Here is a 12,320-nt window from a genome sequence, read left to right on the forward strand (position 1 = left end):
ACGCAGCAACATTGAGTGAGCTACAATCAAGTAAGCAGCAAGAAAGGGTAATCCCTTTACCCGAGTGGAAGGCAAGTCTAGTACGAAATCAGATTCAATTTCGAACGCCTGTACCAACTCTAGGTTCTGACGAGCTGTCTAAAGTTTCTGACGAGCTGTTTTCAAAGTTTCGGAGGATCACGTAATGTCGCTTCGTCGTTCATTAGTTGTTTTACTTTCAACATTCGTCCTCTGCTCGGCGTCTGTTCTGTCTGCACAGACGCAGGAGGCCCCGAAGGTAGAAGTCTTTGGCGGATACTCGTGGTATCACGCTGGAGGCAGCATCGCGGGCACCAAAGTTCCCGATTTCAATAAGGGTTGGGGAGCTCAGCTCACCTACAACCTCAATCACTGGGCCGGAATCGCCATCGACGGCGGTGGGCACTACAACGATTTTGCAAAGGCTCACACGCTGGCAATCGGACCTCAGATCAAGTTCCGCATGGAAGGTGTTACGCCCTTTATCGAAGGGTTCGTTGGCGCCATGCACTGGGATCCTAAGTTTACAAACAACCAGTACCGCTTTGTGACGATTGCGGGTGGCGGCCTCGAATATCCTGTAACCCGTCGCTTCACGCTTCGTCCGATCCAGGTTGACTACGTGAAGACTGCGTATCACGATCCGTCGCACACGAACATTGATTTCGACGGAGCTCGTTTGCAGGCAGGTCTTCTGTTCAACTTCGGTGTGCCCGCTCAAGAAGGTGTCGTGAGCGCGACCTGTAAGGCTGACCAGCAGGCAGTCGATGCTGGAGCCCCGGTCACCGTTACTGTCACTCCTTCGGGCTTCTTGCCGAAGCGCACCCTGAGCTACTCGTATTCGGCCACCGGCGGCAAGGTCACCGGAACGACTCCGACCGCGCAGGTCGATACCACTGGTCTTGCACCGGGCAGCTACACCGTTACCGGCAAGGTTGTGGACAACGGCAAGGGCAAGCATCAGCAGACAGCTAGCTGCCAGGCTGCGTTCAGCATCAACGAACCGCCGAAGCATCCTCCTGTGTTGTCGATCACGGCTCAGCCCACTACTGTGACCGCTGGCGAACCTGTCACGATCACCGCAAATGGCAGCAGCCCCGACAATCGTCCGCTAAGCTATAACTGCAACTCGACCGCTGGACGCCTCACAGGCAACGGCCCAACGAGCTATACGCTGGACACCGCTGGCGTTCCTGACAGCACGGTCAACGTTAACTGCACGGTCAGCGACGATCGCAACCTCACCGCTTCGTCCAACGCTTCGGTGAAGGTCAATGTTCCGCCGCCGCCGCCAACTGCCAGCGACTTTGGCAACATTCAGTTCAAGCACGACCTCAAGCGGCCCACTCGCGTCGACAACGAAGCGAAAGGCGAGCTCGATCGTTATGCTGACGCTCTGGCTGCTGCACCTGATTCAAAGGGCGTAGTCGTGGGTTATGCAACGGCTCAGGAAAACACCCCGAAGAAGGGTCGCAAGGCCAACTTCGCTGCTGAGCGCGCTGTAAACACCAAGGATTACATGGTGAAGGAGAAGGGCATCGATCCGGCTCGCATTGAAGTGCGTACCGGAACCGGCGACGACCAGAAGACGGAACTGTGGGTCGTTCCCGCTGGTGCAACCTTCCCGGCACAAGACACGCAGGTGGTGAACGAAGGAACCGTAAAGGCCACTCCGCGCACTGCTCCTGCACGTCCGGCACATAAGAAGGCGCGCAAGTAGTAAAACCTATGTTCGCCGGGAGTATGCACTTACGTGCTGCTCCCCATATTCTTCAACCCGGGCAGATGAGCTAATCTCTTAGCCATCTGGCCGGGATTTTTCTTGCCCGTGCGGAATCAGGCCGACTTTGCATGTTGTAGACCTTGATTCCGGGAGTCTGGATTGCAAAACCGTGATCGCCAAAGTTCGATCTTGACGCATCCTCATTCAAGAGAAAGTGATACAGGCAGCTCTGCCTCGGGACATTGAAAAGGAATTCGATGTTGAAACGCTGGTCTGTTCTCTGTTGTACGCTGCTGGTTTTAATCGCTACTAGTGCTTTTGCTCAATGGCGTTCGGTAGGACCTTATGGCGGAAACGCTCGCGCGCTTGCCTACGATCCTTCTAACCCGGATCACATCCTTCTTGGTTCCGGTGCTGGAGCGATGTTTGAGTCTACAGATGGTGGGCGTCACTGGAAGCACTTTGCCCATCTCGGTTCCGGCAATGAGCTGATGCTGGAAAACATCGCTTTCGATCCAGCGCATCCTGCCACGATCTACGTTGCAGCGTGGAACGTCACCGGTAATGGTGGAGGTTTCTTTGTCACCCGTGATGGCGGGCGCACCTGGAAAGAACCGGCCGACCTCCGTGGCAAGAGCGTTCAGGCTCTTGCGCTGGCCGACTCCGACCCACGAGTCCTGATCGCTGGAGCGCTCGATGGACTCTATCGCAGCACCGATCGTGGCGAGACCTGGATGCGCATCAGTCCCGTTGGTCATGCCGATCTGAAGAACTTCGAGTCGGTTGCCATCGATCCGAAAGACCCCAAGGTCATCTACGCAGGTACCTGGCATCTTCCCTGGAAGACTACGGACGGTGGCGCCACCTGGAACAGCATCAAGCAGGGCGTGATCGATGATTCGGATGTGTTCTCGATCATCATCGACCGCTCAAACCCCCAGGTCGTCTTCGCCTCAGCCTGCTCGGGCATTTACAAGAGCGAAAACGGCGGGCAGCTTTTCCATAAAGTGCAGGGAATTCCCGGCACAGCACGCCGCACCAGAGTGTTGCAGCAGGATTCGAAGGATCCCAACACGGTTTATGCAGGGACTACCGAAGGGCTCTGGAAGACAGTTGACGGCGGCAAGACGTTCAAGCTGATCTCGCCGTCGAACTTCATTCTGAACGATGTTCTGGTTGATCCCCGCAATGCCCGGCGCGTACTTATAGCCATCGACCGCGGTGGAGTTTATGTTTCCGACGATGCAGGCGCGACGTTCCGTCCTTCCAATGACGGCTTCTCGCAGCGCCAGATCACATCGGTAATAGCCGACACGAAAGATGCTTCCGAACTATATGCCGGAGTGGTGAACGACAAGGAATTCGGTGGCGTATTCCGTGGTCATGACGGTGTGTGGTCACAGATGAGCGATGGTCTCGGTGGACGAGACGTGTTTGACGTGCGCCAGTCCGTAAAAGGGCAGCTCATCGCCGCTACAAACCGTGGCATGTACTTGTTTGATAGCAAGGCACAGCGCTGGGAAATCACCAAAGACGTCGTGCACGAAAAGGCGGCTCCTGCGCGCAAGCCTGTTCGAGGCAAGAAGGGCAAGATGATCACGCCGAAGGCGCAGCCCGCGCTGGTGACTCATTCGTCCTATGAGGGCCCGGTGAGGTCGCTCGCATTGGGCGACGGCCACTGGTATGCAGCTACGAATGACGGCATCCTGAGCAGTAAGAACGAGGGGAAGAGCTGGACAGGCGGAGCTATCGATTCCGAGAAGACGTTCTTCTCTGTAGGAGCTCACGACAAGTCGGTTGCCGCTGCAACCCTGCGTGAGGTCTGGCTGAGCAAGGACGAAGGTGAGCATTGGGTTCGGCAATCGGTTCCGACCTGGGTAACCCGGATCTACTCCGTCACGGTCGCAAATGACGATTCAGTCTGGATCGCGACGCGAGAGGGTGCATTGCACTTGGCGATGGCTGTAGATAAGGATTCCAGTGCGGCACCGCAATGGGTTCACGTGCTCAATGGGCTTCCCGCACGCGAGGTGAGTTCAATTCGCGTGGAAAAGGGCGTGCTCTTTGCCGCTGCAATCGGTTCTCGCACAATGTACGTGAGCCGCGATGACGGAAACACCTGGAGCGCTCAGCCTGCGGCCTCGTTCGAAATCACAGGGGCTCTCCTGCAGGGCAGCACGCTGTACGTAAGCACTCGGCACAATGGAGTTCTGGTCGAGGACACCCGTACTGCATCCGCTTCGGGGCAACACTAACCATCAATGCTTTCCCACTCAGGGCATGGCCGAGCGCCATGCCCTTTCGCTTATCCGGAAATCTCCTCCAGAAGTATGTCAAAACTACTCACCTGCTAAATCCTGAGCGCCTGTAAGTAGCTGAAAATGAATCCTGAGAAGGTTGGCACCTCATCTGCTATGTAGCAGTTGTAATACTCTGGAGGGAGTTCATGAACAAGATTTACGTGTTACTGCTTGCGAGCACGATGGCCTTGACGGCGGCCTGCAACAAGGTTTCGCAGGATGCCTCGGCCGCTGGCACCACGCCTGGCACAGGTTCCTCGCCCACGCTCACGACCCGCAACGAAGTTCCTGCGCCGGTCGATCCTGCGGCGACGGCCAATAATGCGGGGTATACGCCAGCTAATCAGACTGCAAGTGCACCTGCTTATCAGCCGATTGAGATTCCCTCGGGTACCGCCATCAACGTGCGCTTGCAGAATTCTATTTCGTCGGCAAGTGCTCAATCTGGAGACCGATTCCACGCTGTTCTCAACTCGCCGCTGCGCGTGCATGGACAGACTGTTGCTCCTGCGGGAAGCGAAGTTATTGGCAAGGTCGTTTCCGCCGAGCACTCAGGACGCCTGGAGCATCCAGGATTCCTTGAGCTCTCCCTGGATACCATCCAGATCGATGGCCGCAGCGTTCCAATCCGCACCTCGCATGTGAGTGCCAAGGGTACTTCGCACAAGAAGCGCAACCTCGCGTGGATTGGAGGCGGTGCCGGCGGCGGCGCTCTTCTCGGAGGCCTAATGGGCGGAGGCAAAGGTGCCCTGATCGGTTCTGCCGTGGGTGCCGGAGCGGGTACGGCAACCGCTGCTGCAACGGGAAAGCATGACGTTGCTTTCAATGTGGAACATCAACTCACCTTCCAGTTGCGTCAGCCAGTCACAATCCAGTAAGAATTCGGGGCTCCGGTTCGTAGATTGGGCCGGAGCCCAGTTCTGTTTTCCACAGGTAATTCCCGCCTCGGCGTCCTGTCTCCCGAACCAGGAAATATTCCCGAAATTGCAAGTCTCTCAGTCAAAACAACTTTCAGCTTCCTGCACAATTCAAGTTTCGATTTGGGAACTCCTCGCCAGCGCCATCCACCTCCAGAAATGCTTGCCAATCTAGCTAAGTTGCTGATCCTACTTGATTTGTGATTTTTAACCCACTTTGGCACATGTATTGCCAATGGTATGGGCGTGAACTCCGAAATGAACACGATAGAAACGATGATCTCCGGGACGATGTATCAGCCCGGGGTCGTTGTACTGGATCCTGATGTCATCAGGGCTATTCGAGAGAGCCTTCACGAACTGGCCAATGTGCTCACCGGAGTCACGATTGCGGGCGACCTGCTGTCGCAGAAGCTCGAAACTGAACCGACGCGGCACTACGTCACGAACATCTGCGAAGGCAGTGAGCGTGGCTGTGACCTAGTGCGGGAAATTCGCCGGCAACTAATAGCAGCCGTTGGTGCTGCAAGTGAAAAGAATATTGGCAACGGCGCAATGGAACAAAAGCAGCTTGGAGGGGATTGGCAATGCATTTACAAGGGGTAGGCGAACAGAGTTGGCTGCCCAATCACAACTGCCACGTGTCAGGCGGCACACGAATACGTGATATCGACACTACTGTACCTGAGGTGGCTATCAGTACAATTCTGGGCGCGCTAGCCATGGACCCGAATCAGGAAAAGTCGGAAGCGAATCTGCTGAACTTGCTCATCGTAGACGACGAGCGGTCTATCCGTGAGGGGTGTCGCGATGTCGCCCAGAGCATCGGCTTTACCACCTATATTGCAGATAATGCGGAACATGCTTTCCGAGTTCTGGATACCACAAGTACCGATGTGGTTCTGCTCGATCTGCGGCTTCCGGGACTTGGCGGCCTAGAGGTTCTGAAGGAAGTTAAGCGACGCCGTCCCGAAACGGTCGTGATTGTAATGACCGGCTACGCCAGTGTGCAGTCGGCCGTGCAGGCGATGAAGCAGGGTGCTTATGACTACGTCACGAAGCCTTTCAACCTCGAAGAGCTTCGCCTGATCCTCGACCGAGCTCTGGGGCACCTGCAGCTTTCCAGCGAAAATCGCATTCTGCGTCAGCAGGTGAAGAGCAAAGAAGGGTTCGGCGCGATCATTGGCCGTTCTCCGGAGATGGAAAAGCTCTACCGAATCATTTCCAAGGCAGCTCACAGCTCGCATCCAGTTCTGATCATGGGTGAAAGCGGAACGGGCAAGGAACTCGTAGCGCGATCCATCCATTTCTCTGGCCCATACCGCGATAAGCCTTTCGTCGCAGTTGATTGCGGATCTCTTGTTCCTTCGCTCATCGAAAGCGAATTGTTTGGCTATGTGAAAGGTGCGTTCACTGGAGCCATCAAGAATAAGGACGGACTGCTTCAGGCTGCGAATGGCGGCACCATTTTCCTCGACGAAATTGGAGAGTTGCCGATCGACTTGCAGTCGAAGCTGCTGCGCGCTTTGCAGGAAAAGGAAGTGCGTCCGGTCGGCGGAACAAAGGCTGTGCCGATAGACATTCGCGTGCTGGCTGCTACGAACCGCGATCTTGAGCAGGCTGTTGCCCAAGGTACATTCCGAAAAGATCTGTACTTCCGACTGAACGTACTCAGCCTGCGGATCCCGCAACTGCGTCAACGCAAGCAGGATATTCCTCTCCTCGTAGGCCATTTCCTCGAGCGGCTTACGCGCTCTACAGGCATTCAGCGCAACATCAGCGACGATGCGCTAAAGCTGCTACTCAGCTATGAGTGGCCGGGCAATATCCGCGAGCTCGAAAACTGCATTGAGCGAGCGTGCGCTCTGACGAGCGGTCCCACGATACATATAGCGGACCTGCCTACGTCGATTCAGAACTGGCGCGAGCTTAATGAGCAGCCGTCTGAAAAGGCCGTGCCGCGGCGAGGCATTCTGCCCATTGCGGAGATAGAGAAGCAGGCAATTCTCGGCGCCATCAACCAACTGCATGGCGACAAGCTCGAAGCTGCGCGCCTGCTTGGCATTGGCAAGACGACCCTTTACCGAAAACTGAAAGAGTACGGCGCTCTCCAGTAGAGTGACGTTCCCCAACGCGGTGCACAGGGCGTTCTGCGCCTATAAGCAACGTGCGCCTTTGGGCCAGAGAGGACCCTATGATTCTTCTAGTCACATCCAGCAATCGCCGCGTCGAATGCGGCCTCTCTCTTGAACAAGCAATAGGTGAGTCGGTGGAAGTTTGCGAATCGGTGCGCAGAGCCGTCTCAATGCTGCGTAAAAACGAATACTCGGCGGTAATCCTGGACGATCCGATGGTCGAGGTCGATTCGGACGCGCTTGAAACAATGCTGAATCATCTCGGGCTTGCGGTGCCCGTTTATGTGAACCTCGCGATCAGCAATGCCGAACGCATCACACGTGAGTTACGTCAGGCAATGCGTCGCAATCGTGAGTCACGCATGATCGCCGTCCGTGCTGCCGAGCTACAACTTCGTAGCGAAATTCGCGATGCGATCACCGGCATCCTTCTCTCCACCGAACTCGCGATGCGCACGCCTGAGATCCCCCCTGATGCTATGGAAAAGCTCACAGCGGTGTGTCGGCTGGCCAGCGGCGTTCGCTCACGGCTCGAGAGCGTGAATTGAGTTCTTGCACGAAGCTTTTGTCAGCAACATTGTTCCACTCGGCCACGCGCGTAGCTTCCGGCTGCGCGCGCTTTTTTCTGCAACACAGTTTTGTTTGTGAGCAGCCAACTTCAGGCGTGCTGTTTCACTCATAGGCTTGTGGCCGCTTGTGACGAGGGCCAACGGAGGGGAACATCGTGCTTTGGACAATTTTCGCCATTCTGCTGGTCCTGTGGTTGCTCGGCTGGGGATTCCACGTGGCTGGCTCTCTTATCCACTTGCTCTTAGTGGTAGCGCTGGTGATCGCAGTTGTCAATCTGCTGACCGGAAGGCGCACAGTTTAGAGTGCTTGTAATCCGTCGCCGGAGTGCGTCAGCCGGACGAGTGCGCTTGTACGAAATAGTTCAGCCAGTGACGTTCTGTTTCGGCTCCGGTGGCGGTGAGGCATCCCGAGTAGATGCCCGTGCCTCTAAGACTTCGAATGGCGGGGATGGCACGCCCGGTTCCACCGCCTAACAGGTCCGATGCCACCATTGCAGAGCTTTTCTTCGACAGAACCGTCCGCTACCCACGACGCACTGGCACAGCAGATCTCCGAGCTTGGCGATTGGTTCCACAACATCGACATCCACGGGATTCAGACTGCTCCCAACCATTTTCTCGGCGATTTCCCCAACGTCAAGTGGCGCCACATATCGCAGGCGATACCACAGGATCTCACCGGAGCCACGGTGCTCGATGTGGGCTGCAATGGCGGCTTCTACTCTCTGCAAATGAAACAGCGCGGAGCGAAGCGCGTACTCGGCATTGATATCTGCGAGCGCTACCTTGAGCAGGCGCGATTTGCGTCGCGCACACTTGGTCTCGAGATTGAGTTGGAAAAGCGCAGTGTCTATGACGTCGAGGCGATAGCGGGCAAGTTCGACTTCGTCATCTTCATGGGAGTGCTTTACCACCTACGCTATCCGCTCTATGCGCTTGACAAGGTTGTCACGAAGGTTGGCGGCAAGCTTGTCTTTCAGACCATGATCCGCGGCTCGGAAGACGTGAAGCAGTGGGAGAGCAACTACGACTTCTGGCGCAAGGACATTTTCGCCGACCCCGCATGGCCCCAGATGTATTTCGTCGAGCAGAGCTATTCCAACGACCAGACGAACTGGTGGATCCCCAACCGCGCTGCTGCTGAAGCCATGTTGCGCTCTTCTGGACTCGAAATCGAGGCCCACCCCGAGAGCGAAACCTGGATATGTACCCCGAATCAGCGGTCACGCGAGGGGCAGTTTGTACATCACATGGAGTTGGAAGGTTCGCTGTAATCGAGTTTCTCCGAACTGATAGCTGCGCGCCTGCTGCAAGGCGATTTCTGTGCGAGGTACTTTCCCCGATGGTGGAAGCCGTAATGTTGTGGAATGAGCCCAATAATCTGTCGCATTGGGACTTCAACATCGATCCCGAGTGGAAGCAGTTTGCTGCACTTGTAAAAGCTGGCTCGCAAGCCATCCGTGAAGTGAATCCAGACCTCAAGATCGTGCTCGGTGGAATCTCTCCCATTGATCCACGGTTTATCGAACTGCTCGCAGGCTATGGGGTGCTCGATGCGGTTGACATCGTCGCCGTTCATGGATTTCCGCTTGACTGGAATCACTGGAACATATCCGAGTGGCCGAAGAAGCTGCAGGAGATTCGGGCAGTTGTTGGCAGCAAAAACATTTGGGTCAGCGAGGCAGGAGCTTCTTCCTTTGGCGCGGAGGAGGTTCAACTCTTCGGCATGCAGCGCACTGCCGAACTTCTTCTTCCGTTGGTTGAGCGCGTGCACTGGTACAGTCTTTTCGATTTGCCGGCGACCTGGACCGCCACAACTCGCCACAAGGAGGCCGAAGGCAGCGCCTACTATCGCCATTACTACATGGGGCTCTTCCGCGAAGATGGATCGCCGAAATTAGCTGCGTCCCATTTTCCCCCTGGCCTCGGCGTGTGCCAATGGTTTCACTTCGAGGACCATCGTCTTGACATGGGCGTCGAGCGTCTGCGCCAGCTCGGAGTGCGCGCTGTTCGCACCGGCATCAGTTGGGCGGATTGGTTTCGGTCCGCATCCGAGGCGTGGTTCGATCGTCAAATGACAGCGCTCGATGAGTTCGATACAACGATCACACTTTGTTTCACGCCAGAGCATCTTGGCGTTGCTCCTCACTACACCAGCCCAGCCAAGGATCCGGCAGACTTCGCCGAATTTGCGAGTTGGGCTGTATCTCGTTATGCATCGCGCGGCCGCACCTCCGGCGTCAGCGCGCCGCATGAACGTGAAATCGTTGTGGGAGCGGAGGAAGCATGAGCAGAAAGATCCTGGTAACCGGCGGCGCAGGATTCGTCGGTTCGCACACGGTGGATGCGCTGTTGCGCGAGGGACATTCCGTTCGAGTCTTTGACAATCTCAGCGATCAGGTGCATCACGGCAAGGTGCCTGACTATCTCGCAAAGGACATCGAGTTCGTGCGCGGCGATGTGCGCGACCTAGAAGCCTTTCGCAAAGTGACGTCCGACGTCGATGTTGTGTATCACTTTGCTGCGGCTGTCGGGGTGGGTCAATCCATGTATGAGATTGCACGCTACATGGAGATCAACACTCAGGGGACTGCCAACCTGCTGCAGGCGCTGCTCGATCGCAATAAGCCGCTGGAAAAGCTGGTGGTCGCATCTTCCATGTCAATCTATGGCGAAGGCCAGTACTGCTGCGAAGAGCACGGCACGGTTGCTCCTCCTACACGGCCCCCCGAGCAACTCAAGGCCAAGCAGTGGCAGGTCGCGTGCCCTCAATGCGGATGCCCGTTGAGCCCGGTCGCGACCAGCGAGAGCAAGCCCTTGCAATGCAGCTCGATTTACGCTTTGGGAAAAAAGGATCAGGAAGAGATGTGCCTGCTGTTCGGGCGCACATATGGGTTGCCTGTCGTCGCTTTGCGGTACTTCAATATCTACGGAACGCGTCAGGCGCTCTCGAATCCCTACACCGGAGTTGCTGCAATCTTTGCTTCGCGCCTGCTTAATAGACGTGCGCCCATGATCTTTGAAGATGGCGAGCAGATCAGGGATTTCGTCAGCGTGCATGATGTCGTGCAGGCCAACCTGCTCGCGATGGAGCGCAGCGAAGCCGATGGCTATGCGCTGAATATCGGCTCCGGCCAGCAGGTAACGATTCGCGAGGTGGCCAACATTCTGGGATCGACCCTCGGCGTAGAGGTGCCTGCGGAAATAACAGGAAAGTACCGTGCGGGAGATATCCGTCACTGCTTCGGAGACATCTCACTTGCACATAGGCTGTTGGGCTACAGTCCCCGCCACAAGCTGCAATCAGCGGTGGGAGAGTTGGTACAGTGGCTGCGCTCGCAGGAAGCGGTGGATCGGGTCGAGGAGGCGTCGAGCCGTCTAGTCGCCTACGGCCTTACAGCCTGAGACGTTACCGTTCGACAGGAGTACCTGCCTGGGAGAACGGGGCGCGAACGAGGACTGGCATAGCCCATTGCTCGCGCCAAGCTAGAGCCTCCGCGGCGGAGAAACTACCGGCGCGGAGGCGCTTACATTGGAGCGGAATGCACATTCTCGTCACAGCGGACACCGTTGGCGGCGTTTGGACATACACACGAGAGTTGGTGACCGGACTAGCTCAGCGCGGTATTCGTGTCACTCTTGTCAGTTTCGGAGCCATTCCTTCCGCCTCTCAGGCGTCGTGGCTTGAGGAGCTCAAATCCGTTACCTACTTTCCCACTGCATTTTCTCTCGAATGGATGCAGGACTCCGCTTCGGACATCGCAGAATCGACGGTGTATCTGCGCAACATTATCGACGAGGTGCATCCCGATCTGCTGCACTTAAGCCAGTATTGCTATGGGGCAATTGATAGTCCTTTGCCCAAGGTTGTGATTGCACATAGCGACGTCATGACCTGGAGTCGCTCGGTTCGTGGCTCAGAACCGGACGATGGATGGTCGCACTGGTATCGCGAAGTCGTCGCGCGAGGTTTAGCTGGAGCAAGCATGGTAGTAGCTCCATCGGGCTGGATGCTTGAGTCTCTGGAAAAGTGCTATGGCCAGCAACCACGATCCAGGGTGATTTACAACGGACGCTCGCCCGAACTGTTCAATGCGCTGGTCTCCAAGCACAATTACGCAGCCAGTGTTGGACGCCTTTGGGACGAGGCGAAGCAGTCGCAATTGCTTCTGGAACTACTTGACTCACCTGTCCCAATTTTCCTTGCCGGTGCCGAATCAATTACGGGTGACACTTCGGACGGCTTTGTGAAGGCTGCGACCGAGGCTGCACGTAATGTGCAATCAAGAGGTCAATTATCCGAAGGCGAAATGCGACAGCTTCTCAGTCGCGCGTCAATTTACATAGCCACCTCGAAGTACGAGCCGTTCGGTCTCGCTCCACTCGAGGCCGCTCTCTCCCGATGTGCTCTGGTTGCGGCGGACATTGAGAGCTTTCGTGAAATCTGGGGCGACGCGGCGTGCTATTTCAAACCGGGCGATGTGCAGTCACTACGCAACATTCTCGCGATGCTACAGGGCGATCGAGAGCTTCGCCTGAACTTCGCGAACCGTGCCTATCATCGTGCACTGCAACTCTATTCGGCCAAACGCATGGTTGACGAATACCTGCAGCTATATTCGGCTCTACTTGAGCGAAGGGTTTCTGCCGCATGAAGC

Annotated in this window: 11 protein-coding genes; all 11 read left to right on the forward strand. The window is 56.3% G+C overall.

Translation table 11 applies throughout. The features are described from left to right. Positions 1-184 precede the first annotated feature (184 nt). On the forward strand, positions 185-1,738 hold the full coding sequence (locus tag AC6IZD_RS04725) for an outer membrane beta-barrel protein (RefSeq protein ID WP_497786531.1): 1,554 nt from the start codon (positions 185-187) through the stop codon (positions 1,736-1,738). 260 nt (positions 1,739-1,998) lie between these two features. Continuing rightward, positions 1,999-3,996, forward strand: a complete 1,998-nt coding sequence (locus tag AC6IZD_RS04730) for a WD40/YVTN/BNR-like repeat-containing protein (RefSeq protein WP_497786532.1) — start codon at positions 1,999-2,001, stop codon at positions 3,994-3,996. 191 nt (positions 3,997-4,187) lie between these two features. Next, positions 4,188-4,919 carry a hypothetical protein gene (locus AC6IZD_RS04735; RefSeq protein WP_497786533.1) on the forward strand — a complete coding sequence of 244 codons (732 nt, stop codon included), beginning with the start codon at positions 4,188-4,190 and terminating at the stop codon, positions 4,917-4,919. Positions 4,920-5,216: 297 nt separating this feature from the next. Continuing rightward, complete coding sequence (locus AC6IZD_RS04740) at positions 5,217-5,564, forward strand: hypothetical protein (protein WP_497786534.1); 348 nt, start codon at positions 5,217-5,219, stop codon at positions 5,562-5,564. After that, on the forward strand, positions 5,546-7,075 hold the full coding sequence (locus AC6IZD_RS04745) for a sigma-54-dependent transcriptional regulator (RefSeq protein WP_497786535.1): 1,530 nt from the start codon (positions 5,546-5,548) through the stop codon (positions 7,073-7,075). Before AC6IZD_RS04740 ends, AC6IZD_RS04745 begins: the two co-directional genes overlap by 19 nt. Before the next feature lie 77 nt (positions 7,076-7,152). Further along, positions 7,153-7,641: a hypothetical protein gene (locus AC6IZD_RS04750; RefSeq protein ID WP_497786536.1), complete on the forward strand. Its 489-nt coding sequence runs from the start codon at positions 7,153-7,155 to the stop codon at positions 7,639-7,641. A 176-nt stretch (positions 7,642-7,817) separates the two neighbouring features. Continuing rightward, positions 7,818-7,964 (forward strand): lmo0937 family membrane protein, encoded by a 147-nt coding sequence (locus tag AC6IZD_RS04755; protein WP_497777129.1) that lies wholly within the window; start codon positions 7,818-7,820, stop codon positions 7,962-7,964. 180 nt (positions 7,965-8,144) lie between these two features. Continuing rightward, positions 8,145-8,936, forward strand: a complete 792-nt coding sequence (locus AC6IZD_RS04760; RefSeq protein ID WP_497786537.1) for a TIGR04290 family methyltransferase — start codon at positions 8,145-8,147, stop codon at positions 8,934-8,936. Between the two features lie 83 nt (positions 8,937-9,019). Then, positions 9,020-9,952: a glycoside hydrolase 5 family protein gene (locus AC6IZD_RS04765; protein WP_497786538.1), complete on the forward strand. Its 933-nt coding sequence runs from the start codon at positions 9,020-9,022 to the stop codon at positions 9,950-9,952. Further along, entirely contained in the window at positions 9,949-11,067 is a 1,119-nt protein-coding gene (locus tag AC6IZD_RS04770) for an SDR family NAD(P)-dependent oxidoreductase (protein WP_497786539.1), read from the forward strand. Before AC6IZD_RS04765 ends, AC6IZD_RS04770 begins: the two co-directional genes overlap by 4 nt. Before the next feature lie 137 nt (positions 11,068-11,204). Next, entirely contained in the window at positions 11,205-12,317 is a 1,113-nt protein-coding gene (locus AC6IZD_RS04775; RefSeq protein ID WP_497786540.1) for a glycosyltransferase family 4 protein, read from the forward strand. Positions 12,318-12,320: the final 3 nt, after the last annotated feature.

Source organism: Koromonas humicola (assembly GCF_059726255.1).

Coding starts and splice junctions, on each gene's coding strand:
- AC6IZD_RS04725 (WP_497786531.1), top strand. CDS start 185: ATGTCGCTTCGTCGTTCATTAGTTGTTTTACTTTCAACATTCGTCCTC.
- AC6IZD_RS04730 (WP_497786532.1), top strand. CDS start 1,999: ATGTTGAAACGCTGGTCTGTTCTCTGTTGTACGCTGCTGGTTTTAATC.
- AC6IZD_RS04735 (WP_497786533.1), top strand. CDS start 4,188: ATGAACAAGATTTACGTGTTACTGCTTGCGAGCACGATGGCCTTGACG.
- AC6IZD_RS04740 (WP_497786534.1), top strand. CDS start 5,217: ATGAACACGATAGAAACGATGATCTCCGGGACGATGTATCAGCCCGGG.
- AC6IZD_RS04745 (WP_497786535.1), top strand. CDS start 5,546: ATGCATTTACAAGGGGTAGGCGAACAGAGTTGGCTGCCCAATCACAAC.
- AC6IZD_RS04750 (WP_497786536.1), top strand. CDS start 7,153: ATGATTCTTCTAGTCACATCCAGCAATCGCCGCGTCGAATGCGGCCTC.
- AC6IZD_RS04760 (WP_497786537.1), top strand. CDS start 8,145: ATGCCACCATTGCAGAGCTTTTCTTCGACAGAACCGTCCGCTACCCAC.
- AC6IZD_RS04765 (WP_497786538.1), top strand. CDS start 9,020: ATGTTGTGGAATGAGCCCAATAATCTGTCGCATTGGGACTTCAACATC.
- AC6IZD_RS04770 (WP_497786539.1), top strand. CDS start 9,949: ATGAGCAGAAAGATCCTGGTAACCGGCGGCGCAGGATTCGTCGGTTCG.
- AC6IZD_RS04775 (WP_497786540.1), top strand. CDS start 11,205: ATGCACATTCTCGTCACAGCGGACACCGTTGGCGGCGTTTGGACATAC.